Raw genomic sequence first — 24,191 nt, 5'->3', positions numbered from 1 at the left:
GACCCCCTAATATCCCGCCCGGATTTCCGTTTCCCGGAGGGACCTCAAGGTGAAGCCGTTCATTCGTCTGCTCGGCGCCGTCGCGGCGCTGTTCCTGGTGGCCCAGACCGCCGCCGCCGCCGACCTCAGCTATCCCATCGACCAGGTCCTGGGCCGGCCCGACGCCCCCATCACGGTGATCGAGTACGCCTCGACCACCTGCCCGCACTGCGCCACCTTCCACAAGACCACGCTGCCCAAGTTCAAGAGCGAGTGGGTCGACACCGGCAAGGCCAAGCTGATCTTCCGCGACTTCCCCACCGGTCCGCGCGGATTGTCGGTGGGCGCCTCGATGATCGCCCATTGCGCCGGGCCCGAGCGCTATTTCGGCCTGCTGGCCCTGATCATGGAGCAGCAGGAGAAGTGGATGAACTCGGCCAACCCGCTGGTCGAGCTGAAGAAGCTGGCCAAGCTGGCCGGCCTGGGCGAGGACAAGGTGGATGATTGCCTGAAGCGCCAGGACCTGGCCAACGCCATCAACGAGCGCGCCAAGGAAGGCCACGAGAAGCTGGGCGTGGAAAGCACCCCCACCCTGATCGTCGCCGGCAAGGTCATGCCCGGCGCCATCCCCTACGACCAGTTGGACAAGGCGCTGAAGGCCGCGTCCAAGTAGCAACCATGCCATGGCGGGCATGGCCCGTCATGGCTAGGCGCAAGGCGCCGCACGGGCTTATGCCGCGAAAGCCAAGGAGCGCCGGGGGCGCTCCGCCCGGCGCCTGAGGGGCACATACCAAAACGCCGCATGTGATGCTGTCGGCCCAAGGGGATTTTGCCGGTGATCCAGTTCACCAAGCTGCGTCTGTCGGGCTTCAAATCCTTCGTCGATCCGGCGGAGCTTCTGATCGAGCCCGGCATGACCGGCGTGGTCGGCCCCAACGGCTGCGGCAAGTCCAACCTGATCGAGGCGCTGCGCTGGGTCATGGGGGAAACCTCGGCCCGGCAGATGCGCGGCGGCGAGATGGACGACGTCATCTTCGGCGGCACCTCGGGCCGCCCGGCCCGCAACGTGGCCGAGGTGATGCTGGGCCTCGACAACACCGCGCGCACCGCGCCGCCCCAGTTCGACCGCGACGAGATCGAGGTCATGCGCCGTATCGAGCGGGGCAACGGCTCCAACTACCGCATCAACGGCATCGACACCCGCGCCCGCGACGTGCAATTGCTGTTCGCCGACGCGGCGACCGGGGCGCGCTCAAGCGGGCTGGTCAGCCAGGGCCGGGTCGGCGCCCTGATCAACGCCAAGCCCGCCGACCGCCGCTCGCTGCTGGAGGAGGCGGCGGGCATTTCCGGCCTTTATTCCCGTCGCCACGAGGCCGAGCTGCGCCTGAAAAACGCCGAACTCAACCTGTCGCGCCTGGACGACGTGCTCAACACCCTGGACGAGCAGTTGAAGTCGCTGCAGAAGCAGGCGCGCCAGGCCAACCGCTACCGTACCCTGTCCGAGCAGATCCGCCGCATCGAGGCCCAGGTGCTGTATCTCGGCTGGCTGGAGGCGCTGGTCACCGTCGATGCGGCGCGCGGCGCCTTCCGCGAGGCTGAGATGAGGGTGGAGGAGGCCACGGGCCACGCCGCAAGCGCCTCGGTAATCCAGGCGGAGACCGCCGCCGGCCTGCCCGATCTGCGCCGGGCCGATTCCGAGGCCGCGAGCGCCCTGCAGAAGGTAATGGCCGAGCGCGAGCAGTTGGAGGCCGAGGAAGGCCGCCTGGCCGAGTTGCGCCGCGACCTGGAGCGTCGCCTGGAACAGGCCGGCGCCGACCTCCAGCGCGAACACGCCCGCGCCGCCGATGCCTCGGGAGCTTTAGCCCGGCTGGAGGAGGAACGCGCCTTGCTGGCCGAGGCCGGCGAGGGCGAGGCCGAGGCCAGGCTGCGCGCCGAGGAGGCGGTGGACCTCGCCGCCGAGGCGGTGGTGACGGTCGAACAGGAACTCTCCGTCCTGATGGAGGAGGTGGCCGCCGCCGACGCCGAGCGCGCCAGCGCGCTGCGCCGCCTGTCGGAAAGCGAGACCCGCCTCGCCCGTTTGGCCGAGCGCCTGGGCGTGGCCGAACGCCAGAAAGCCGAGATCGAGGGCGAGAGCATCGACCGCTCCGACCTCACCGCCCTGGAAATGGAGCTGGAGGAGACCCTGGAATTCCTGGAGGAATCCCGCGAACAGGCCGAAACCGCCGACCGCCGCCGCATCGAGGCCCTGGCGGCGCGCGAATCGGCCCGCGATGCCTTCCAGGCCGCCAGCGCCGCCAAATCCCGCCTGCAGGCCGAGGCCGACGGCTTGCGCCAGGTGCTGGCCCAGGGCAAGGCCGGCGACCACCGCCCCGTGCTCGACGACGTCTCGGCGCGGGCCGGCTTCGAGCCCGCCTTGGCCGCCGCTTTGGGCGAGGACCTCTCCGCCCCCCTCGACGCCACCGCGCCGCTGCACTGGGAAGACCTGGGGCCGCTCGACCATCCCCCCGCGCTGCCCGAGGGCGCCGAGCCCCTGTCCCGCGTCGTGGCCGCCCCCGCCCAGTTGGCGCGGCGCCTCGCCCAGGTCGGGGTGGTCAAGAACATGGCCAGCGGCGAAGCGCTACGCCCGCTTCTGGCCGTGGGCCAGCGCCTCGTCACCCCCGAGGGCGATCTGTGGCGCTGGGACGGCTATGTGGCCCGCTCGGGCGCCCCCTCACCCATGGCCTTGCGCCTCGCCCAACGCAACCGGCTGCGCGAGCTGGAAGCCGCCCTGGACGACGCCGCCATCGGGGTGGAGGAGGCCGAGGAAAAAGTCGAGACCGCCACGCGCGAGGTGGACGGGGCCGCCGAGGCCGAGCGCCGCGCCAAGGAGGCGGTCCGCCAAGCCGAGGCCGAGGCCGCCAAGGCCCGCGACTCCCATGCCAAACTGTCCCAGCGCTTCGCCGCCTTCGAGACCCGCATGGCCGCCGCCACCCAGGCCTGGGAGGATTCCCGCGCCGACCACGCCCAGGCCGGGGCCGAACTGGCCGAGGCACAGGGCGCCGTCGCCGCCTTCCCTGAATCCGCCGACGGCCGCGACAAGGTCAACGGCTTGCGCGCCACCCTGGCCGAGCGCCGCTCCGTCCTGGTCGAGGCCCGCTCCGCCCTGGACGGCGTGGCGCGCGAGGGCGCCGAGCGCCGCCGCCGCCTGGATTCCCTGGACGGCGATGCCCGGTCGTGGCGCTCGCGCGCCGAGGCGGCCAAGGCCCATGTGGAAGAACTGGCCGAGCGCCGCGAGGAGATCGCGCTGGAGATCGAGCGTCTCGCCAGCCTGCCCGACACCATCGCCCGGCGCCGGGCCGAGCTGTTCGAGCGCCTGGAAGCGGCGGAAGCGGCGCGTAAGGCCGCCGCCGACACCCTGATCGCCGCCGAGCAGCGTCTCGGCGAGGCCGACCGCCGCATGCGGGAAGCCGAGGCGCTGCTGGCCAACGCCCGCGAGGAACGCATCCGCCGCGAAGCCGCCGTCTCCGCCGCCGACCAGGCCTGCCGCGCCGTGGCTTTGCGCATCGGCGAGCGCCTGGACATGACGCCCGAGCAATTGCGCGAGGTGGCCGGTCTGGTGGAGGAGGAACGCCCCGACCCCGAGGAACTCCAACGCAAGCTCGACCGCCTGAGCCGCGAGCGCGACAACATGGGACCGGTCAACCTGCGCGCCGAGCAGGAGGTGGAGGAACTGGAGGCCCGCATCGGCGGCATGGTGGCGGAAAAGGACGACCTGCTGGCCGCCATCGCTAAGCTGCGCCACGCCATCGGCGACCTCAACCGCGAGGGGCGCGAACGCCTGCTGGCCAGCTTCCAGGAGGTGGACCACCATTTCCGCGACCTGTTCGTCAAGCTGTTCGGCGGCGGCCGCGCCCATCTGGCGCTGACCGAATCCGCCGACCCCCTGGAAGCCGGCCTGGAGATCATGGCCAGCCCGCCGGGGAAAAGGTTGCAGCAGCTCTCCCTGCTGTCGGGCGGCGAACAGGCGCTGACCGCTCTCGCTTTGCTGTTCGCGGTGTTCATGACCAACCCGGCCCCCATCTGCGTGCTGGACGAGGTGGACGCGCCCCTGGACGACGCCAACGTCGACCGCTTCTGCTCGCTGGTGGAAGGCATCGCCGGGGTGACCCGCACCCGCTTCCTGATCGTCACCCACCACCGCATGACCATGGCCCGCATGGACCGCCTCTACGGCGTCACCATGGCCGAGCGCGGCGTCTCGCAGCTGGTCTCGGTCGATCTGGCCCAGGCGGAGCTGCTCAGGGACAAGGTGGCGTAGGGCTGGCGGCGCACCCTTGCGCGGCCTATAATCGCTCGACCGACCAACAGGTGACGCGCCATGCGGAGCATCGACGACATCATCGGCCAACTTCGGACCATGCAGCCGGATCTGAGGCAGCGATACCGCCTCAGGGAAATGGGCGTGTTCGGCTCCTATGTCCGGGGTGAGCAGCGCGAGGACAGTGACCTGGACGTGTTGGTGGAGTTCGACGACGGAACCACTCTGCTGGATTATGCCGGACTCCAGATGGAACTGTCCGACGCCCTGGGGCTGCCGGTTGAGTTAGCCAACAAGAAGACGCTGAAGCCCCGCATCGGCAGGAGCATCCTGGCCGAGGTCCGGACATTGTGACCCCGCGAATTTGGCGACGTCTTCGTCGATATGCCCGATCACGCCCGTCTGGCGGCGGATCATCGGAATGCGCAACGTGCTGGCCCATAATTACGATGGCGCGGCCCCTCGCATCATCTTCGACACCGTCACCCTCTTCCTGCCCGATCTGATCCGGCTTCTGCCTGCCATCACCGCCGAAGATACGGACTCGTCCGCGCCTTCGGCCTGACGCCACCCCCTCGGGTGGGAGGATTTTTACCGCATCGCAGCATCAGAGGCGGTGCGATGGCGCAAACCCCCTGATTTCACAACGCAAATCGGCACGCGGCCCCTACCGGTTTGAGTCCTTGACACGGGTGGGGCCAGACCTTATGGTGCCCGCGCTTTTGGCACCAAGGGGCCAGAAGGGGGATTTCGAGGACCGACCCTATGGCTGACCACGAGACTCCCCCGTCTTTCGATGACCTCGATGCCCGTCTGCGCGCCGCGCGCGCCAGGGAGGAAGAGGACTCGGGTCGCGGACCGGAACGGCGTGGATCGCCCTCCGGAATGGGTCTGGGGATGCGCATCGGCGCCGAATTGGTGGTAAGCGTGCTGGTGGGGACCGGCATCGGCTGGACGTTGGACGCCTGGCTGAGGACCGCCCCCTGGCTGATGGTGGTTTTCCTGCTCCTGGGCGGAGCGGCCGGCGTCTTGAACGTGTACCGCCTTATGCGCGGCATGGACGAGACGGTGGGACTGGGCCAGGCCCAGCGGAGAGCCGAAGGGGCCGGAGAGAATCCGGCGAAGGACCATTGAGAGAGGCAAAGCGGTGGCTAATCCGATCGAGCAGTTCAAGATCCAGCCGTTGGTTCCGCTCAAGGTAGGGAGCGTGGACATTTCGTTCACCAACTCCGCTGCCATGATGGTGCTGTCCATCTGCCTGATCACCCTGTTCCTGACTCTGTCGGTCCGGTCCCGTGCCCTGGTGCCCGGCCGCTGGCAGTCCATGGCCGAGGTGTTCTACGAATTCATCGCCGGCATGCTGCGCGAGAACGTGGGGGCCGAAGGCCGGAAGTATTTCCCCTTCATCTTCTCGCTGTTCATGTTCGTGCTGTTCGGCAACCTGCTGGGCATGATTCCGATCCCGGTGATCGGCTTCACCTACACCAGCCACGTCATCGTCACCTTCGCCATGGCGCTGGTGGTGTTCGTCGGCGTCACGGCCATCGGCTTCGCGCGGCACGGCACCCATTACCTGCGCATGTTCTTCCCGCACGGCGCGCCCATCGCGACGGCGGTCATCCTGATCCCCATCGAGCTGATCTCGTACTTCTCGCGTCCCTTCAGCCTCGCCGTCCGTCTCTTCGCCAACATGACCGTGGGTCACATCATCCTCAAGGTCATGGGCGGGTTCGTGGTGTCGCTGGGCGCGTTCTACGTGATCCCGGGCGTGGTTCCCTTCGCCTTCCTGTCGGCCATCACGGTGCTGGAATTCGGCATCGCGCTGCTGCAGGCCTATGTGTTCACCATCCTCTCCTGCATCTATCTGCACGACGCCATCCACATGCACTAAGGGATGGCCGGGCGATGGTCCGGTAGAGTGTCTACAAGTTTCACCCCTGTTCCGTTTTGTCCTGAAGGAGTTGAGTAAATGGAAGCGAGCGCTGCTAAGTTCATCGGTGCCGGTCTGGCTGCCATCGGCATGATCGGTTCGGGTATCGGCGTGGGCAACATCTGGGCCAACCTGATCTCCACCGTGGGCCGCAACCCCTCCGCCAAGGCCAATGTCGAGCTGTACGGCTGGATCGGCTTCGCGGTGACCGAGGCGATCGCGCTGTTCGCCCTGGTCGTTGCTCTGATGGTCCTCTTCGCCTAACAGCGAAGAGTCTCTCCTTACGGAACGGTAGGGTCCGCGGCAGGACGCCCCAAAGGCGCCCCGCCGCGGTTCACCGGCCGCTCCGCACAGTTTTTTCGGGCCTTCCCCGTTTGGGAGCTTTGGGATGCCTCAATTCGATCCCGCCTTCTTCGCGCCGCAGCTGTTCTGGCTGGTGCTCACCTTCATCACGCTCTACTTCGTGATGTCCACGGTGGCGCTGCCCAAGATCGGCGCCGTTCTCGACGAGCGTCAGCGCAAGATCGACGACAACCTCGACAAGGCCGCCCAGTTGAAGGCCGAGGCCGAGGCCGCCGTGGCCGCCTATGAAAAGGCCCTGGCCGAATCCCGCGCCCACGCCCAGTCGGTCATCAAGGAAGCCTCGGACCGCCTGGCGGCCGAAGCCGAGACCCGCAACCGCGAGCTCGCCGCCCGTCTGGCCGATCAGGTCAAGGCCGGCGAGGCCCGCATCGCCGAAGCCAAGGACAAGGCCCTGGCCAACGTCCGCGACGTCGCCCTCGACGTTGCCGGCGCGACCATTGCCCGTCTGGTGGGCAGCCCCGCCGACACCGCCCGTCTCGAGGCCGCCGTCGCCGCCGCCCTCAAGGAGCACGGCAAATGATTTCCGTCGCTTACGCCGCCGATGCCGCCGGCGCCGCCCACGGCGCCTTCTACCAGCAGCCCCATTTCTGGGTGAACATCGCCTTCTTCCTGGTGGTGGCCATGGCCTTCAAGCCGGTGTCGCGCGCCATCGCCGCAGCGCTGGACGCCCGCTCGGCCAAGATCAGGGCCCGCCTGGACGAGGCCCACAAGCTGCGCGAGGAGGCCCAGGAAATGCTGGCCACCTATCAGCGCAAGCAGCGTGACGCCATGAAGGAAGCCGAGGAGATCATCGCCCACGCCCGGTCCGAGGCCGAGCGCCTCGCCAAGCAGGCGGCCAAGGATCTTGAGGTCTCCATGAAGCGCCGCGAGCAGATGGCCATGGACCGCATCGCCCAGGCCGAGGCCCAGGCGGTCAAGGAAGTCCAGAACCTGGCTGTGGACGTCGCCATCGGCGCCGCCCAGAAGGTCATCGGCGAAAGCCTGTCGGCGGCCCAGACCGGTTCCCTGGTCGATAACGCCATCAAGGACCTGCCGGGCAAGCTGCACTAAGCCGAGCCCGATCCGGACCAGACAAACCCCCGCCGGTCGCCCGACGGGGGTTTTGTCTTGGGCCTTACACCAGATCGAACAGCAGGACCTCCGCCCCATTCTCGGTGGCCAGGACCAAGGCGGCCTCGTCCTCGATGGCGACGCCGTCGCCGGCCGACGCCATCTGGCCGTTGACGGTCAGGGCACCGCCCACCACCTGCACCCAGGCGCCCCGCCCGGCCGCCAGGGCATGGCCGAGGGTCAGCCCGGGGCTGAGGATGCCGGCATGGATGGCGACGTCCTGATGCAGGATCAGCGAGCCGCCGCGTCCATCGCGCGAGGCGATCAGCCGCAGGCGGTCGCGCTTGGACTCGTCGTCGAACACCGTCTGGCTGTAGCCCGGCGTCAGACGCGGCGCCTCGGGCAGAATCCAGATCTGCAGCAGGTGCAGGGTCTGGTCGGCCAGGGGATTCATCTCGGAATGGCGGATACCGGTGCCGGCAGTCATGGCCTGCACCTCGCCCCGGCGGATGAGGCCGTGGCCGCCGGTGCTGTCCCTGTGCTCCACCGCGCCGGCGATCACATAGGTCAGGATTTCCATGTCGCGGTGGGGATGGGTGCCGAAACCGGTCCTGGGCGCCACCCAATCCTCATTGATCACCCGCAGGGCGCGAAAGCCCATGTGGGCCGGGTCGAAATACTCGGCGAAGGAGAAGCTGTGGCGGCTGTCCAGCCAGCCGTGATCGGCGTGGCCACGGGCGGCGGCGGGACGAAGCTGAAGGGTCATGGGGGATACTCCCGCTTGGATTCAACACTGCCCAAGACTTAAGACCCGAGCGCAGATTCAACAATACCGCATCAGCTCAATGCACTGTTGCGGCATGAGCAACAAATCAGGTGGCGAGGACCACCGCCGACCAGGCCAGCCCGCCGATGACGCCCAGCGACAGCAACCCGAGCAGGTGCCCGAGCAACACCCCGATTCCGTCGCGCCACAGCAGCCCGGCGGCCAGCACCACGATGGCCGCGGCGGGCGCCACGTTGCCGAACGGCAGGGGCACCGCCAGCACCAGCCCCTGCAATCCGATGGCGCCCAGGGCCAGTCCGTGGCCGCCGCCCTGCACCAGATGGGGAAGACGCGGACGGGTCAGGCGCTGGACGCGGCGCAACAACGGCACCAGCCGGCGCAGCGCCGCGTCCAGGATGCCGCGCGGCAGGGCGCGGCCGGCCAGCCGGACGGGAAGGCCGCCGCCCCGCCCCCGCAGGCTGGCGAAGGCCAGCCAGGCGATGGCCAGACCGGCCACCAGCCCGAGGGGCAGGCCAGGCGACGGCACCATGGCCAGGGCGGCCATCAGCATGACGATCAGCAGGGTCGAGCGCTCGGCCAGATGGGCGGCCGCCTCGGCCAGGGTGGGGCCGGCCGGTCCCCCGACGCGACGCAATCCGGCGAGATGAAGGGCCGGAGACGGGGGCCGGCTCATGCAATCCTCGCCGCGACGCCCGCCGGAATCATGTGGTCCCCGCCTCCGCCTCGGTGAGGCAGCGGGTCAGCGCCGCCCGGATGTCGGCCTCGGACACGCCGGTGGCGGCCATCTCGCTCCGCAGGCGGCCGATCACGTCCTCGTCGCCGGGTTCATCGAAATCCGTGGCCACCAGCGACTTGGCGAAGGCTTCGGCGGCATCGCCGGACAGGCCGAGATGCCCGGCGGCCCACAGGCCGCACATCTTGACCCCGCGCGCCCTGGCCCGGAAGGCCCGGTCGTGGTCATGGGCCAGCTTCTTGTCGTGAACGGGATTGTCCATGGGCATGAAATCACTCCCTCGCGGTTTCGCGGCCCGGCAGAGAACCGGACCGTCCGTTGATCATCTGGGGCAATCCGCCGCACCGCGAAAGGCCGGGGGCCGATTAATGTTTGGTAACCCGCCGCCGGCCCGGCAATTGACTCCCCCGGCCGGCCCCGCTATAAACTGAACTGAACGGTTCAGTTTTTCGGACATGCCATGAAAAAGCCCATCCTTCTCGCCGTCATTCTTGCCGCCACCGCCGCCGGCGGATGGAGCGCCCTGCGCTGGTCCCAGGACTGGCGGTGGATGGAAAGCACCGACGACGCCTATGTGGACGGCGACATCACCGCCATCTCGCCCAAGGTGGCCGGGCATGTGGTGGAACTGGCGGCGCGCGACAACCGCCCGGTGGCCAAGGGCGAGGTGCTGCTGCGCATCGACGACCGCGACTACCGCGCCCGCGCCGACGAAGCCGCCGGGCAGGTCAAGGCCCGCCTGGCCCAACTGGTGCAGATCGACGACCGCACGGCGGTGCAGGAGGCGGTGATCGCCCAGTCGGGCGCCTCCATCTCGGCCGCGCGGGCCGAGATGGTCCGCGCCAAGGCCGATTACGAACGCTCCCGCCGGCTGGTGCGCGAGGATTACGTCAGCCGCCAGCGCTTCGACATCTCCCAGGCCGACGCCGCCCGCGCCGAGGCGGGGCTGAGCGGCTCGGGAGCCGGGCTGCAGGCGTCCCGGCGGCAATTGTCGGTGCTGGCCTCCGAGCGCAACGTCGCCCTGGCCCAGTTGGAGCAGGCCCGCGCCACCCTGATCGTCGCCGAGACCGAGCTGGAGGCCACAATCCTCCGCGCCCCCGTGGACGGAGTGATCGGCAACCGGGCGGTGCGCGACGGCCAGTACGTGCGCCCCGGCCAGACGCTGCTGGCGGTGGTTCCCCTGGGCGACGTGTGGATCGACGCCAATTTCAAGGAAACCCAGATCGGCCGCATGAAGGCCGGCAACCGGGTGGAGATCAGGGTCGACGCCTTCCCCGGCACGGTGATCGGCGGCCGGGTGGACAGCTTCGCCCCGGCCTCGGGCGCCAAGTTCAGCCTGCTGCCCCCCGAGAACGCCACCGGCAACTTCACCAAGGTGGTGCAGCGCATCCCGGTGCGCATCCGGGTGGACGAGGGCCACCCCCTGGCCGGCCAGTTGCGGCCCGGCCTGTCGGTGGTGGTCAAGGTCGACACCAGGGATGCCGGAAGGTGACCATCCCCGCCCCGCCCAGCCCCCACGACCGGGTGGTCACCCCCCGCGACTGGGTGGGATTCCTGGCCATGGTGGTGGGAATGTTCATGGCGATCCTCGACATCCAGATCGTCGCCAGCTCCATCGCCCAGATCCAGGCGGGCATCTCGGCCTCGGCCGAGGAGATCAGCTGGGTCCAGACCTCGTACCTGATCGCCGAGGTGGTGATGATCCCCCTGTCGGGCTGGCTGGCCCGGGTGGTCTCGACCCGCTACCTGTTCTTCGCCTCCTGCGTCACCTTCACCGTGGCCAGCGCGGCCTGCGCCATGTCGTGGAGCATCGAATCCATGATCGCCTTCCGCGCCGTCCAGGGATTTCTGGGCGGGGCCATGATCCCCACGGTGTTCGCCATCACCTACATCATCTTTCCGCCGCGCATGCAGGCCGGCCTGTCGGTGGTGATCGGCCTGGTGGCCACCATGGCCCCGACCATCGGCCCCAGCCTGGGCGGCTGGCTGACCGAGACCTGGAGCTGGCACTGGCTGTTCCTGATCAACGTGGTCCCCGGCGTGGTGGTGGCCGCCCTGGTCTTCACCTGCGGACGGCATGAAAAGCCGCAGCTCTCCATGCTGAAGGGCTTCGACATGGCGGGCATCGTCCTGGTGGCGGTGTTCCTGGGTTCGCTGCAATACATGCTGGAGGAAGGCCCCGGCGACGACTGGTTCGAGAGCGGCCACATCGTACTGGCCACCCTGGTCTCGGCCCTGGCCGGAATGGGCTTCGTCTGGCGCGAGCTGACGGCGCGCAATCCGGTGGTGGATCTGCGGGCCTTTTCCGACAGCAATTTCGCCGTGGGCTGCCTGTATTCCTTCATCATCGGCATCGGACTCTACGGCTCGGTCTACGTCATCCCCCTCTATCTCGGCCGGGTGCGCGGCTATTCGGCGCTGGAGATCGGCGTCACCATGATGGTCACCGGCGCCTTCCAGGCCCTGTCGGCGCCGCTGGCCGGCAATCTGGCCCGCCACATGGACCTGCGCCACATGCTGGGGCTCGGCCTCGCCCTGTTCGGCGGCGGCCTGTGGCTGAACAGCGCCCTGACCTCGGAATGGGGCTATTGGGAGATGTTCCTGCCCCAGGCGGTGCGCGGCCTGTCGCTGATGTTCTGTTTCGTGCCCATCAACGCCGTGGCGCTCGGCCATCTGCCGCCCGACAAGGTGCAGAACGCCTCGGGGCTCTACAACCTGATGCGCAACCTCGGGGGAGCCATCGGGCTGGCCGCCATCAACACCGCCCTGACCCATCGCCTCGACCTGCACATGCTGCGCCTGTCGGAAACCCTGACCGCGGCGCGCGGCGCCGCCACCGGCATGCTGGACGGACTGTCCGCCCGCCTCGCCCCCCTGCTGGACGGCGGCGCCGACCGGGCGGCGCTCAAGCTGCTGTCGCAGCTGACCCGGCGCGAGGCCATGACCATGGCGTTCGGCGACGTGCTGCTGATGATGGGTCTGGTCTTCGCGCTGGGCCTGCTGCTGCTGCCGCTGCTGCAGCCGGTCCGCCACCCCAGCGCGGGCGATGGCGGCGGCGGACATTGAAATCGCTCTGATCGAGTGCGGAGTTGACGGAACCGGTGGAATCAGATGCCGGTTCCATGCATGATTGCATCCAAGGGAGTAGCCAGGACCGCCACAGAAGCGGCCGGCCGTGAACGTCACACGGGGGAAGCGGTGCCTACCTCACGCAATACCGAGTCCGCGCACGTCTTCGCCGTGCGCCTGATGCAGCATCTTGTGGTTCCCACTTTCGTCCTCAACGCCGAGCGGCGGGTGATCATCTGGAACAAGGCCTGCGAGCGCCTGACCGGCGTTCCCGCCCACGAGGTGATCGGCACCACCAACCACTGGCGGGCCTTCTACGACCAGGAGCGCCACTGCCTGGCCGATCTGGTGGTGCTGGGCTGCCCCGACACCATGGACCAGCTGTACGTCACCCACACCGAGCCCAGCGACTGCGCCCACGGCCTCAGGGCCGAGAACTGGTGCGTAATGCCCCAGGTGAAGAAGCGCCTCTATCTGGCGGTGGATGCCGGCCCCATCTACGACGAGGAGGGCAACCTGCTGGCCGTGGTGGAGACGCTGCGCGACCAGACCGAGCAGAAGCTGGCGCAGATGGCGCTGCAGAGTCTGGCGGTCAAGGACGGGCTGACCGGACTGGCCAACCGCCGCTCCTTCGACGAGAAGCTGGAGGCCGAGTGGCTGCACAACCAGCGGGAAGGCACCTCCATGGCCATCCTGCTGGTCGATGTGGACCACTTCAAGCTCTACAACGACACCTATGGCCACCAGAAGGGCGACACCTGCCTGAAGGCGGTGGCCGCCGCCCTGGACCAGCAGGTGTTCCGCCCCGCCGACCTGGCGGCCCGCTACGGCGGCGAGGAATTCGCGGTGATCATGCCCAACACCGACCTGGACGGCGCCCTGCACGTGGCCGACCGCATCCAGGAGGCGGTGCAGGCGATGAACCTGCCCCATGGCGCCAGCCTGACCGCCGAATGCGTCACCCTGTCCATCGGCGCCGCCGCCCTGCTGCCCTCGGACGATCATGCCGCCGCCGACCTGGTGGCCGCCGCCGACGCGGCCCTCTACCGCGCCAAGCGCCAGGGCCGCAACCGGGTGGTCTGCACCGACCGGGTGGAGGAACTGGCGGAGGCTTGAATGCGGGCAGGATGCCCGCGCTCCCGACCGGGCGCGTCCTGGAGCGCGGCCGTCTCGGCAGTATCATCCGCCAGAAACTATCCTGACGAACGGGCCGCCCGGATGAAGGCCTGAATTTTTTCTGCGTCCTTGACGCCCGGCGCGCTTTCCACCCCCGACGAGACGTCGACGCAGAGAGCGCCGCTGATGCGCACCGCCTCGGCCACGTTGGCAGGCGTCAGGCCGCCGGCCAGCATCCACGGCAGGCCCCATTTGCGTCCCGTCAGGATCGACCAGTCGAAGCTCGTCGCGTTGCCGCCGGGCAGCAATGCGCCCTTGGGCGGCTTGGCGTCGAACAGCAGGCGGTCGGCCACCGCCAGGTAGGGCTCGGCGGCATCCAGGTCGGCCGGCTCCGACACCGGCAGCATTTTCATCACCGGCAGGCCGTATTCCAGGCGGATGGCCTCGACCCGCTCGGGCGTCTCGCGCCCGTGCAACTGCAGCAGATCGAGCCGCACCCGGGTCAGCACCGCGTCCAGGGTGGCATCGTCGGGGTCGACGAACAGCCCGACCTTGCCCACGTCGCCGGGGGTGAACTCCACCAGTTCGGCGGCGCGGTCGGGGGTGACGTTGCGCGGGCTCTTGGGAAAGAACACCAGCCCGACATAATCGGCCCCGGCCTCGATGGCGGCATCCATGGCGTCTTCGTCGGTGATGCCGCAGATCTTGACCTCGACCGGCATGATCTTAAAGTCCCAGTTCGGCCTTGATCCGCCCGGCGGCCTCGGCCGGGTCGGCGGCGCCGGTGATGGGCCGCCCGATCACCAGCACGTCGGCGCCCTTGGCACGGGCCTCGGCCGGGGTGAGGAAGCGCTTCTGGTCGCCGGCCTCGCTCCAGGCGGGGCGGATGCCGGGAATCACCAGCTTGAAATCGGGACCGCAGAGGGCGCGCACCGCCTCGACCTCCAGCGGTGAACAGACGATGCCGGCGGCCCCGCTCTCCTGGGCCAGGGCGGCGAGGCGCTTGACCTGATCGAGCACCGGGCGGTCGAAACCCACCTGCTCGGCCCCGGCCTGATCCAGGCTGGTCAGCACGGTCACCGCCACCACGGCGGGCGGGACCATTCCCAGGCGGGCAGCCTCGTCATTGGCGGCGTCCACGGCGGCGCGGATCATGGCGCCGCCGCCCGAGGCGTGGATGGTGGTGATGGCGGCGCCCAGGCGCACCACGCCCTTCATGGCGGCGGCCACGGTATTGGGAATGTCGTGCAGCTTGAGATCGACAAACAGCGGCATGCCGAGGCCGGACACCGCCTCCATGCCGGCCGGACCGTTGGCGGTGAAGTATTCCAGGCCCAGCTTGAACCCGCCGACCTGCCCCTTCAGGCGTTCGGCAAGGGAGATGGCGCGGGCGGCCTCGGTGGTGTCGATGGCGACATAGACGGGATTGGTCACGGACAGGCTACCTCAAGCTTGAGACTGGGTCTTCTCGGCGGCGTCCAGCCGGCGGCGCAGCGAACCGGCGCGCAGGCGGGCCTTCAGCCCCGACGCCCAGCCCAGCAGGAAACCGCCGGCCAGCCCGATGCCCAGCGGGGCCAGCACCGCCAGATAGCCGGGCAGATCCACGCCGAACGGCAACGGCCACAGGTCGAAATGAATCTCCGCCCGGTTGGCGACGGCGAACACCGCCACCAGCACGGCCAGGGGCAGGCCGGTTATCCAGGCCAGCAGCCTCACGAGCCGCCGCCGACGTTGAGCTTCTCGCGCAGCTGCTTGCCGGTCTTGAAGAAGGGAACCGCCTTGCCCTCCACCGACACCGTCTCGCCGGTGCGGGGATTGCGTCCGGTGCGCGGGTCGCGCTTCTTCACCGAGAAGGCGCCGAAGCCGCGCAGTTCCACCCGGTCGCCCCGGGCCAGGGCCGAGGCGATCTCGTCGAAGATGGTGGTCACGATGCGCTCCACATCCCGCTGATAGAGATGGGGGTTGGCCTCGGCCAGGCGGGCGATCAGCTCCGACTTGGTCATGGATTTCACGTCCTTGGTTGTGCTCCAGGTTGCGGGCCAGCATGCCGAAGCCCCCCGCCCCCGTCAAGCCGGGTCTATTGGGCAAGTCTATGATGAGGAAGGATTTTTAGCTTTTCGGCTCATCTTCGGGCGGCAGCACCACTTCCCAGGTGCCGTCCGCCAGCCGGCAGGCCACCACCTGGCGGGAATAACCGCCGCCGGTCTCGCCCGTCCGCAGGGCCGACTGCGCCAGCCGGCGGCAGGCCCGCCCGCCGTTATCGGTCCAGCCCGCCCCCTGGGGCACCACCGCGCCTTCCAGACCGCGCGCTGCCCAGCGGGCCTCCTGCCCGGTCTCGGCCGCCTCGATGGTCGCCGCCGACCACAGCCGGTTGGGATGGGGATCGAACCAGCCGCCGACCATGCTGCCGGCCACCGCCCCGGCCACCGCGCCCACCGGCGTGAAGGTGGCGGCCAGATGGGGGGCGCCCAGGGCGGCCGCCCGGCCGATGCCGCCGCCGACGATGGCTCCGGCCCCGGCGCCCCACAACTGGCCCTCGGTGGGATTTTCGGCGCAGCCGCCGAGAGCCAGCAGGCACAGAGCAAGGGCGGAGCGGCGCATGGCTATAATCCTTCGGTGCGGAACGGGCGCGACAGCAGGGCGCGGATGGCCTCGTCCAGACTCTGGCCCTTGTTGATCACCGCGTCCACCGCCGCCGAGATGGGCATCTCGACGCCCAGACGCCCGGCCATGTCGACCACGGCGCCGGCGCTGTAGACGCCCTCGGTCACCGAATGGCGCTCGCCCAGGATGTCGGCCAGGGCGCGGCCCTCGCCCAGGGCGAAGCCCAGCGAGTAGTTGCGCGACTGGGTGGACGAGGCGGTGAGGATCAGGTCGCCCAGGCCGGACAGGCCCATCAGGGTCTCGGGCCGGCCGCCCTTGGCCATGGCGAGGCGGGTCAGCTCGGCCAGTCCCCGGGTGATCAGGGCGGCGCGGGCGTTGTCGCCCAGGCCGCGCCCCTCGACGATGCCGCAGGCGATGGCCAGCACGTTCTTCACCGCGCCGCCGATCTGGGCGCCGATCGGATCGTCGGAGAGATAGGGACGGAAGGTGGCGGTGCCCAGCGCCTCGACCAGCCTGCGGCCCAGGGAGGCGTCGTCGCAGGCCAGGGTGATGGCGGTGGGCAGGCCGCGCGCCACCTCGGCGGCGAAGGTGGGGCCGGACAGCACGGCGATGGGAGCGTCCGGCAACGCGGCGGCGACGGCGTCCTGCATCAGGGCGCAGGTGGCCAGCTCGATGCCCTTGGCGCAGATCACGGCGGGCACCCCGGCCCGCCAGTGGGGGGCCAGGGCATGGCAGGCGGCGCGCAGATGCTGGGCCGGCGCCACCAGCAGCACCGCGTCGGCATCCGCCGCCTCGGCCAGATCGCCGGTGGCGCGCAAGCCCGGATCGAGGGCGACGCCCGGCAGGAAATCGGGATTGGCGTGGTTGGCGTTGATGGCCGCGACCACGCCCGGCTCGCGGGCCCACAGCACCACGTCGCGGCCGGCCCGGCGGGCGGTGAGCGCCAACGCCGTTCCCCAGGCCCCTCCGCCGATCACACCGATTCTGTTCATGGAAACCCCGCCATTGCCGTCCCCCGGTTTACCCCGATGACGGGTTGCGGGCAAGGGATCACAGAGTTTTGTGGCTGCCGTCGCACAGCGGCGGCTTCTTCGTCGCCTTGCAGCCGCAGAAATAAAGGGTGCCCGCCTTGTCCGGGGTATGGGCGACGGGGGCCAGCCCGGTGCCCTTGTGGCTGCCGTCGCAGAAGGGCTGCGCCTGGGAGCGGCCGCAGGCGCACCAGTGATAGGTCTTGCCCGCCTCGACCGCGACGGGATAGGGCGCCTTCTGGGCGATGACGGGTTCGGTCATGGGATTGCCTCCTGGTTGCGGCATTCCCACACATGGGAATGCCGCAACGGGGAAACAATCTCAGGCGGCCTGGCCCTTGATCTTGGCGATGAAGCCGTTGATCTGGGCCTCCAGGTCGTCGGCGCGGTGGGCCAGGCTGGCGGCGGCGGCGGAGATGTCGCGGGCCTCCTGGTCGGTGGTCTCGGCGGTGTCCTTCACATAGGCCACCGCTTCCGACACCGAGGCGGTGCCGGTGGCGGCCTCCTGGACATTGCGCGAGATCTCCATGGTCACCGCGTTCTGCTCCTCCACCGCGCCGGCCACGGCGGTGGAGGTCTCCTGGATGGTGCCGACGATCTGGGCGATCTCGCGGATGGCCACGGCGGCGCCCTGGGAGGCCAGCTGGATCTGGCTGACATGGGCCGAGATCTCCTCGGTGGCCCGCGCCGTCTGGTTGGCCAGGGTCTTGACCTCGTTGGCGACGACCGCGAACCCTTTTCCGGCCTCGCCGGCGCGGGCCGCCTCGATGGTGGCGTTGAGGGCCAGCAGGTTGGTCTGGGACGCGATGTCCTGGATCAGCGACAGCACCGAGCCGATCTTCTCGGCGGCATGGCCGAGGTCCTGCACGGTCTCGTCGGTGCGCTGGGCGGTGACCATGGCCTCGGACGAGATGGCGGTGGCCCGCGTGGTCTGCATGTTGATCTCGCCGAACGAGGCGGCCAGCTCCTCGGCGGCGCCGGCCACCGACTGGACGTTGACCGAGGCCTCCTCGGCGGCGGCGGCCGAGGTCATGGCCTGGTGCACGGTCTGGGTGGCGTTGTTCATCAGCCGGTCCGAACTCTGCCGCAGCTGGGTCGAGGCCGACGACACCTCCTGCACCAGGACGCGCACCTTCTGCTCGGCGAAGTCCAGCGCCTCGGCGTCGCGCTGCTTCATCAGGTCGAGGGAGGAATTGATCACGCCGGCATAGCGGGCGAAATCACCGCGCAGGCCGGTGGGGATGATCTTGCGGAAGTACTGGCGCTGGTTGGCGTGCTCCATGGCCGCCTGGGACTCGCGGCAATAGGCCTCGGTCAGGTCGAGCAGCCGGTTGATGGAACGCAGCATGACGGCCAGGTTGCCGCCCCCCCGGATATCCATGATGCGCTCGCCGAGATTGCCGGCGGCGGCCCCCTGGCAGACCTTCACCGCCTTCTCGATGCTGGCGTTGGCGCGGTTGAGGTAGCCGATGGGCAGCCAGGCCGGCACCGCCAGGGCCAGGGCGAAACCCGCCGCCACCCAGTTCTGCAGCAGCAAGGCGACGACGGCCAGGGCGAGAGCCAGCCCGAAGGTGATCTGGCACGCGCGCAGGGCCTTAGAGACCGAGGACAAATTCTGCATAGGGCTTTCCTTCGCGCTTCAACTGGTCGACGAGGGCGGTGAACGCCGTCTCCATCCCCTGCTTGCGGTCGGGGCTCGCGGCCTCGATCTTCAGCAGGCTCTGATACAGGGGCACAACCTTGGCCAGCGCCGCGCGGCTCGGCACGCGGCGGTTGGAGTGATAGCCGACGATCTGGCCGTCGGGGCCGAAATCCGGGGTGACGTGGGCGAGAACCCAGTAATGATCGCCGTTCTTGGCCAGATTCACCACATAGGCGAACAGCTCCTTGCCGGACGCGATGGTGTCCCACAGGAGCTTGAAGACGCAGCGTGGCATGTCGGGATGGCGGATCAGGCTGTGCGGCTGGCCGATCAGCTCGGGCTCGGTGAAGCCCGACACCGACATGAACACGTCGTTCACATAGGTGAGGCGCCCCTTGATGTCGGTCTTGCTGACGATGATCTCATCCTCGGCGAAGGCCCGCTCCCTACCCGAGGGTTGAATGGTCTTGCTGCTCATTCGACTCTACCATCCCAATGACATAGGCATATTAGCCCTTTGATACAAATTAATATCAATCGAGTAATAACGATTCAACATGCTTCGTGTAACTTCGTATGTCTTTCGTTTAAATCTGGTTTATGGCAGCGATGAAATCCGGGCGTGTGACAGGCGCGTGAATTTGCCTTCCGCCCCCCATCCGGGCGTTGACCCCGCCCCGGCTTCGGCGGATGAATCCGTACCGGGATGACCGGCCGGAGCGATCGGAATGCCGCCCCACACCCTGGGCCCCAATATCCTCGACCGCCTGACCATCGCCCTCCAGCCGGTGGTCGGCATCCATTCCGGCGCCTGCCACGGCTACGAGGCGCTGCTGCGGGGCACCGAGGCGGCGGGCTACGCCTCCATCCAGGACTTCTTCGATCGCTGCCATGCCGGCGGCCATCTGGCCGAGGTGGAGCTGGCCCTGCGCGAAAAGGCGGTGGCCGCCTTCGCCACCCTGCCCCACCACCCCCGGGCCAAGCTGTTCCTCAACATCGACAACCGTGTCCTGGGGCTCGAGGGCGACCCGGCGCGGCGGACGCGGGCCATCCTGGAGCGCCACGGCCTGCCCGAATCCTCGGTGGTGTTAGAGATTTCCGAGCGCCACCCGCTGGAGCCCGGCCTGGACGCCGTCGCCACCTTCCGCCATTTCAAGCGCCAGGGCTTCCGGCTGGCCATCGACGATTTCGGCACCGGCTTTTCCGGGCTGCAGCTGCTGTACTACTCGGAACCCGACTACCTGAAGATCGACCGCTTTTTCGTGGCCGACATCGCCGCCGATTCCAAGAAGAAGGTGTTCCTGGCCCATATCGTCACCATCGCCCACCTGCTGGGCGCCATCGTGGTGGCCGAAGGGGTGGAGACCGAGCGGGAATTCCGCGTCTGCAAGGAGATCGGCTGCGACATGGTCCAGGGCTGGCTGGTGAGCCGCCCGACCACCGAGTGGGCCGGGCTGCGGCCCCATTACCCCGAGATCGAACGGCTGGCCCGCCTGGACCGCCGGGCCGGCGCCTCGGACCAGCGCATCATCGCCGACCAGATCGCGCGGCCCGAGCCGCTGGGGCTGGACACCCCCATGGAGCGGGTGTTCGAACGCTTCCGCACCGACAAGTCGGCAACCTTCTTCCCGGTGGTGGACGGATCGGGCGCGCCGGTGGGGATCGTGCGGGACCAGGAACTGAAGGACTACACCTATTCCCCCTTCGGCAAGGAACTGATCGCCAACAAGAGCTACGGCCGCTCGCTCAAGGATTTCATCGTCCGCTGCCCGATGGCCGACATGGGCGCCAGGGCCGAGCAGATCCTGGAAGCCTATTCGGCGGTGGAGCGGTCGGAAGGCATCCTGATCGTCAACGACATGCGCTATGTGGGCTTCCTGTCGGCGGATTCCCTGCTGCGCGTCATCAACGACAAGAATCTGGCCACGGCGCGCGACCAGAACCCGCTGACCCGGCTGCCCGGCAACGCCGTCATCCTGTCCTGGGTCTGCGAGGCCATGGAGGACAGGGACGGCAGCTATCTGCTGGCCTATTTCGATTTCGACAATTTCAAGCCGTTCAACGACAAGTACGGATTCCGCCTCGGCGACCGCGCCATCCTGCTGTTCGGCGACCTGCTGGCCAAGGCCATGACGGCGGCGGGCGGCTTCGCCGGGCATATCGGCGGCGACGATTTCTTCGCCGGCTTCCGGGGAGCGGCGGCGGAGAACGCCGAGGACACCTGCCGCCGGCTGATCGCCGATTTCGCCCGCGACGTGGAAAGCTTCTACGACGACGAGACGCGGCGCCTGGGCCATATGGTCGGCCAGGACCGCCTGGGCCATACGGCGCGCTTTCCCCTGATGACGGTGAGCTGCGTCGCCGTGCACCTGGCCCCGGGCCGGGCCGCCGGCTCCTCCGACGAAGTGTCGCGCCTGCTGGCCGCCCACAAGAAGGCGGCCAAGCAGGCCGCCGGCCATCTGTGCGTGGTCCGGCCGGAGGGTTGAGAAAACTTCTCCCCCACAAAATCTCTCCTCAGGGGCGGCGCTTTCTGCTTTATTGGCGCCTTTCCGCCCCCGGGGTCTTGGATACAGATGCAAAGCCTGAACACCTACCGCGCCGGTCCCGACGAGCGTGGCCATTTCGGCATCTTCGGCGGCCGCTACGTCGCCGAGACCCTGATGCCGCTCATCCTCCAGGTCGAGCAGGCCTATGGGGCCGCCAAGGCCGATCCCGCCTTCCAGGCCGAGTTCCGCTCGTTGCTGGCCCAGTATGTGGGCCGCCCCAACCCGCTCTACTTCGCAAGGCGGCTGACCGAGGCGTTCGGCGGCGCCAAGGTGTTCCTGAAAAGGGAAGACCTCAACCACACCGGCGCCCACAAGATCAACAACTGCATCGGCCAAATCCTGCTGGCCCGGCGCATGGGCAAGCAGCGCATCATCGCCGAGACCGGAGCCGGCCAGCACGGCGTGGCCACCGCCACGGTCTGTGCCCTGTTCGGCATGCAATGCGTCATCTACATGGGCGCCACCGACATCGAGCGGCAGATGCCCAACGTCTACCGCATGAAGCTGCTGGGCGCCGAGGTCAAGCCGGTGACCGCCGGGGCGGCGACCCTGAAGGACGCCATGAACGACGCGCTCAGGGATTGGGTGTCCAACGTCGCCGACACCTATTACCTGATCGGCACGGTGGCCGGCCCGCACCCCTATCCCGCCATGGTCCGCGACTTCCAGTCGGTGATCGGGGACGAGGTGCGCGGCCAGATCATGGCCCAGGAAGGCCGCCTGCCCGATTCCCTGGTCGCCTGCATCGGCGGCGGCTCCAACGCCATGGGGCTGTTCCATCCCTTCCTCGACGACAAGTCGGTGCGCATCATCGGCGTCGAGGCGGCCGGCCACGGCCTGGACAAGCTGCACGCCGCCAGCCTGACCGGCGGCAAGCCCGGCGTGCTGCACGGCAACCGCACCTATCTGCTGCAGGATGCCGACGGCCAGATCGCCGAGGCCCATTCCATCTCGGCCGGCCTGGACTATCCCGGCATCGGGCCGGAGCATTCCTGGCTGCACGAGGCGGGCCGCGTCGAATACGTCTCGGTCACCGACGACGAGGCGGTGGCCGCCTTCCAGCAATGCACCCGCCTGGAAGGCATCATCCCGGCGCTGGAATCCAGCCACGCCATCGCCCACGCCGCCAAGATCGCCCCTAAGCTGCCCAAGGACCACCTGATGGTGGTCAACCTGTCGGGGCGCGGCGACAAGGACGTCAGCACCATCGCCAAGGCCCTGGGCGACGAACATCTGGGAGGGCTGGTCTGATGTCCCGCATCGCCAAGCGCTTCGAAAAGCTCAAGGCCGAGAACCGCGCCGCCCTGGTGACCTTCATCACCGCCGGCGATCCCGACCGCGCCACCAGCCAGGCCCTGCTCGACGGCATGCCGGCGGCCGGCGCCGACATCATCGAGCTGGGCATGCCCTTCACCGATCCCATGGCCGACGGGCCGGTAATCGAACTGGCGGCGGGCCGGGCCTTGAAGGCCGGCGGTTCGCTGAGACAGACCCTGGAGATGGTGGCGGCCTTCCGCAAGACCGACGCCGAAACGCCGGTCATCCTGATGGGCTACTACAATCCCGTCTATGCCTGGGGACCGGAAAAGTTCGCCGCCGACGCCGCCCGGGCCGGAGTGGACGGGCTGATCATCGTCGACCTGCCGCCGGAAGAGGCCGACGAGTTAGTGCCCCATCTGCGCGCCGCCGGCATCGACTTCATCGTGCTGACCACGCCGACCAGCGACGATTCCCGCCTGCCGGTGGTCCTGGCCAACGCCTCGGGCTTCGTCTACTACGTGTCCATCGCTGGCATCACCGGCACCGCGTCGGCGGCGCAATCGGCCGTCGACGAGGCGGTCGCCCGCATCCGCCGCCACACCGGCCTGCCGGTCTGCGTCGGCTTCGGCATCAAGACCCCCGCCCAGGCGGCCGAAATCGCCCGAATCGCCGACGGCGCCGTGGTGGGCTCGGCCATCGTCTCGGTCCTGGCCGCCAACATCGGCAAGCCCGGCGCCGTCTCCGCCCCGCTGGCCCTGGTCAAGGACCTGGCCGAGGGCGTGCGTGGCGCCAGGAAGTAGGAGCATTTTTCCATGAATTGGCTGACCAACCTCAACGAGACCCGCCGCTCGCTCAAGGAGCGCCTGGTCGGACTTGTCGCGCCCAAGGAAGTGCCGGACAACCTGTGGCACAAATGCCCGGGCTGCGGCCACATGATCTTCCACCGCGATCTGGAGAAGGCGCTGAACGTCTGCCAGCATTGCGGCCACCATATGCGGCTTTCGGTCAAGAAGCGCCTGGGCATGCTGTTCGATGACGGCCAGTTCCAGCGCATCGAGCTGCCCAAGGTTCCCGACGATCCCCTGAAGTTCAAGGACCAGAAGCGCTACTCCGACCGCCTCAAGGACACCCGATCCAAGACCGGCGAGGTGGACGCCATCGTGGTGGCCCACGGCCGCATGGGCGGCATGAACGTGGTGGCGGCCTGCTTCAACTTCGACTTCCAGGGCGGCTCCATGGGCATCGCCGTGGGCGAGGGCATCGTGGCGGCGGCCGAACTGGCCGTGCTGCAGGATGCGCCGCTGATCGTCATTCCCGCCTCGGGCGGCGCCCGCATGCAGGAAGGCATCCTGTCGCTGATGCAGATGGCGCGGACCACCGTGGCGGTGGACAAGGTCAAGGAGAAGCGGCTGCCCTATATCGTGCTGCTGACCGACCCCACCACCGGCGGCGTCTCGGCCAGCTTCGCCATGCTGGGCGACATCGCCATCGCCGAGCCCGGCGCGGTGATCGGCTTCGCCGGCGCCCGCGTCATCGAGAGCACCATCCGCGAGAAGCTGCCCGAGGGTTTCCAGAAGGCGGAATACCTGCTGGAGCACGGCATGGTCGACATGGTGGTGCCGCGCCGCGACCTGCGCGCCACCATGATCCGCATCCTGTCCCTGCTGAAGAACCGCGGCGCGGCGGGCGATCTGGTGGCGCTGCCCATCGATACGCCCGATTCCGCCGATCAGGACTGACCCGGCCTCCTGCGGGCTGGAAATCCTCCGAAAGACACACTATACTAC

28 protein-coding genes are annotated in these 24,191 nt (G+C 68.7%); 16 read left to right on the top strand and 12 right to left on the bottom strand.

Annotated elements, in window-relative coordinates; translation table 11 throughout:
- Positions 1-49 precede the first annotated feature (49 nt).
- The 9 genes from H261_RS04630 to H261_RS04595 all read left to right on the top strand — a co-directional run bounded on the left by H261_RS04630 (position 50) and on the right by H261_RS04595 (position 7,619).
- Positions 50-652, top strand: coding sequence for a DsbA family protein (locus tag H261_RS04630; RefSeq protein ID WP_008614875.1), 603 nt, complete (start codon positions 50-52; stop codon positions 650-652).
- Between the two features lie 162 nt (positions 653-814).
- Positions 815-4,276: a chromosome segregation protein SMC gene (gene smc, locus H261_RS04625; protein WP_040475702.1), complete on the top strand. Its 3,462-nt coding sequence runs from the start codon at positions 815-817 to the stop codon at positions 4,274-4,276.
- 60 nt (positions 4,277-4,336) lie between these two features.
- Positions 4,337-4,630: a nucleotidyltransferase family protein gene (locus H261_RS04620; RefSeq protein WP_008614873.1), complete on the top strand. Its 294-nt coding sequence runs from the start codon at positions 4,337-4,339 to the stop codon at positions 4,628-4,630.
- A gap of 10 nt (positions 4,631-4,640) precedes the next feature.
- Complete coding sequence (locus H261_RS23760) at positions 4,641-4,841, top strand: HepT-like ribonuclease domain-containing protein (protein ID WP_268743944.1); 201 nt, start codon at positions 4,641-4,643, stop codon at positions 4,839-4,841.
- Between the two features lie 200 nt (positions 4,842-5,041).
- Positions 5,042-5,410, top strand: a complete 369-nt coding sequence (locus H261_RS04615; RefSeq protein WP_040475696.1) for an AtpZ/AtpI family protein — start codon at positions 5,042-5,044, stop codon at positions 5,408-5,410.
- 13 nt (positions 5,411-5,423) lie between these two features.
- Positions 5,424-6,167 (top strand): F0F1 ATP synthase subunit A, encoded by a 744-nt coding sequence (locus tag H261_RS04610; RefSeq protein WP_008614864.1) that lies wholly within the window; start codon positions 5,424-5,426, stop codon positions 6,165-6,167.
- A 78-nt stretch (positions 6,168-6,245) separates the two neighbouring features.
- A complete protein-coding gene (locus tag H261_RS04605; protein WP_008614862.1) occupies positions 6,246-6,470 on the top strand; it encodes a F0F1 ATP synthase subunit C in 225 nt (74 codons plus the stop codon).
- A 124-nt stretch (positions 6,471-6,594) separates the two neighbouring features.
- Positions 6,595-7,089 (top strand): F0F1 ATP synthase subunit B family protein, encoded by a 495-nt coding sequence (locus H261_RS04600; protein WP_008614860.1) that lies wholly within the window; start codon positions 6,595-6,597, stop codon positions 7,087-7,089.
- Positions 7,086-7,619, top strand: a complete 534-nt coding sequence (locus tag H261_RS04595) for a F0F1 ATP synthase subunit B family protein (protein ID WP_008614858.1) — start codon at positions 7,086-7,088, stop codon at positions 7,617-7,619. Before H261_RS04600 ends, H261_RS04595 begins: the two co-directional genes overlap by 4 nt.
- A 64-nt stretch (positions 7,620-7,683) precedes the next feature.
- Here H261_RS04595 and H261_RS04590 read toward each other — a convergent pair whose 3' ends face one another.
- The 3 genes from H261_RS04590 to H261_RS04580 all read right to left on the bottom strand — a co-directional run bounded on the left by H261_RS04590 (position 7,684) and on the right by H261_RS04580 (position 9,407).
- Entirely contained in the window at positions 7,684-8,385 is a 702-nt protein-coding gene (locus H261_RS04590; protein ID WP_008614856.1) for a pirin family protein, read from the bottom strand.
- A 106-nt stretch (positions 8,386-8,491) separates the two neighbouring features.
- Positions 8,492-9,079, bottom strand: coding sequence for an exopolysaccharide biosynthesis protein (locus H261_RS04585; protein WP_008614855.1), 588 nt, complete (start codon positions 9,077-9,079; stop codon positions 8,492-8,494).
- A 28-nt stretch (positions 9,080-9,107) separates the two neighbouring features.
- Positions 9,108-9,407 (bottom strand): DUF1476 domain-containing protein, encoded by a 300-nt coding sequence (locus tag H261_RS04580; protein WP_008614854.1) that lies wholly within the window; start codon positions 9,405-9,407, stop codon positions 9,108-9,110.
- A gap of 192 nt (positions 9,408-9,599) precedes the next feature.
- Between H261_RS04580 and H261_RS04575 the strand changes: the two genes are divergently transcribed.
- From H261_RS04575 to H261_RS04565, 3 genes are all read left to right on the top strand, one after another.
- Positions 9,600-10,631 carry an HlyD family secretion protein gene (locus H261_RS04575; RefSeq protein WP_008614853.1) on the top strand — a complete coding sequence of 344 codons (1,032 nt, stop codon included), beginning with the start codon at positions 9,600-9,602 and terminating at the stop codon, positions 10,629-10,631.
- On the top strand, positions 10,628-12,205 hold the full coding sequence (locus tag H261_RS04570) for a DHA2 family efflux MFS transporter permease subunit (protein WP_008614852.1): 1,578 nt from the start codon (positions 10,628-10,630) through the stop codon (positions 12,203-12,205). Before H261_RS04575 ends, H261_RS04570 begins: the two co-directional genes overlap by 4 nt.
- A gap of 132 nt (positions 12,206-12,337) precedes the next feature.
- Positions 12,338-13,324, top strand: coding sequence for a sensor domain-containing diguanylate cyclase (locus H261_RS04565; protein ID WP_008614851.1), 987 nt, complete (start codon positions 12,338-12,340; stop codon positions 13,322-13,324).
- A 77-nt stretch (positions 13,325-13,401) separates the two neighbouring features.
- Here H261_RS04565 and H261_RS04560 read toward each other — a convergent pair whose 3' ends face one another.
- From H261_RS04560 to H261_RS04520, 9 genes are all read right to left on the bottom strand, one after another.
- A complete protein-coding gene (locus tag H261_RS04560; protein ID WP_008614850.1) occupies positions 13,402-14,046 on the bottom strand; it encodes a phosphoribosylanthranilate isomerase in 645 nt (214 codons plus the stop codon).
- A 4-nt stretch (positions 14,047-14,050) separates the two neighbouring features.
- Complete coding sequence (gene pyrF, locus H261_RS04555) at positions 14,051-14,758, bottom strand: orotidine-5'-phosphate decarboxylase (RefSeq protein ID WP_008614849.1); 708 nt, start codon at positions 14,756-14,758, stop codon at positions 14,051-14,053.
- A 12-nt stretch (positions 14,759-14,770) separates the two neighbouring features.
- Positions 14,771-15,040, bottom strand: a complete 270-nt coding sequence (locus H261_RS04550; protein ID WP_008614848.1) for a LapA family protein — start codon at positions 15,038-15,040, stop codon at positions 14,771-14,773.
- A complete protein-coding gene (gene ihfB, locus H261_RS04545; RefSeq protein ID WP_008614847.1) occupies positions 15,037-15,327 on the bottom strand; it encodes an integration host factor subunit beta in 291 nt (96 codons plus the stop codon). The genes H261_RS04550 and ihfB overlap by 4 nt, the downstream gene beginning before the upstream one ends.
- A gap of 106 nt (positions 15,328-15,433) precedes the next feature.
- Entirely contained in the window at positions 15,434-15,925 is a 492-nt protein-coding gene (locus H261_RS04540; RefSeq protein WP_008614843.1) for a glycine zipper 2TM domain-containing protein, read from the bottom strand.
- 2 nt (positions 15,926-15,927) lie between these two features.
- On the bottom strand, positions 15,928-16,920 hold the full coding sequence (locus tag H261_RS04535; protein WP_040475695.1) for an NAD(P)H-dependent glycerol-3-phosphate dehydrogenase: 993 nt from the start codon (positions 16,918-16,920) through the stop codon (positions 15,928-15,930).
- Between the two features lie 58 nt (positions 16,921-16,978).
- On the bottom strand, positions 16,979-17,218 hold the full coding sequence (locus tag H261_RS04530) for a CDGSH iron-sulfur domain-containing protein (protein WP_008614840.1): 240 nt from the start codon (positions 17,216-17,218) through the stop codon (positions 16,979-16,981).
- A 60-nt stretch (positions 17,219-17,278) separates the two neighbouring features.
- A complete protein-coding gene (locus H261_RS04525) occupies positions 17,279-18,577 on the bottom strand; it encodes a methyl-accepting chemotaxis protein (protein ID WP_008614839.1) in 1,299 nt (432 codons plus the stop codon).
- On the bottom strand, positions 18,552-19,076 hold the full coding sequence (locus tag H261_RS04520) for a PAS domain-containing protein (protein WP_008614838.1): 525 nt from the start codon (positions 19,074-19,076) through the stop codon (positions 18,552-18,554). The genes H261_RS04525 and H261_RS04520 overlap by 26 nt, the downstream gene beginning before the upstream one ends.
- A gap of 250 nt (positions 19,077-19,326) precedes the next feature.
- On the opposite strand from H261_RS04520, the gene H261_RS04515 reads away from it, so the two are divergent.
- From H261_RS04515 to accD, 4 genes are all read left to right on the top strand, one after another.
- Positions 19,327-21,084, top strand: a complete 1,758-nt coding sequence (locus tag H261_RS04515) for a GGDEF domain-containing protein (RefSeq protein ID WP_008614837.1) — start codon at positions 19,327-19,329, stop codon at positions 21,082-21,084.
- An 87-nt stretch (positions 21,085-21,171) separates the two neighbouring features.
- Positions 21,172-22,395 (top strand): tryptophan synthase subunit beta, encoded by a 1,224-nt coding sequence (trpB, locus tag H261_RS04510; protein ID WP_008614836.1) that lies wholly within the window; start codon positions 21,172-21,174, stop codon positions 22,393-22,395.
- Entirely contained in the window at positions 22,395-23,204 is an 810-nt protein-coding gene (gene trpA, locus H261_RS04505) for a tryptophan synthase subunit alpha (protein WP_008614835.1), read from the top strand. The genes trpB and trpA overlap by 1 nt, the downstream gene beginning before the upstream one ends.
- A gap of 12 nt (positions 23,205-23,216) precedes the next feature.
- Complete coding sequence (accD, locus tag H261_RS04500) at positions 23,217-24,143, top strand: acetyl-CoA carboxylase, carboxyltransferase subunit beta (protein WP_008614834.1); 927 nt, start codon at positions 23,217-23,219, stop codon at positions 24,141-24,143.
- Positions 24,144-24,191: the final 48 nt, after the last annotated feature.

Source organism: Paramagnetospirillum caucaseum (assembly GCF_000342045.1).
Classification (GTDB): Bacteria; Pseudomonadota; Alphaproteobacteria; order Rhodospirillales; family Magnetospirillaceae; genus Phaeospirillum; species Phaeospirillum caucaseum.
The sequence above is the reverse complement of the archived record's forward strand: the minus strand, read 5'-3'. Positions and strand labels throughout refer to the sequence as shown.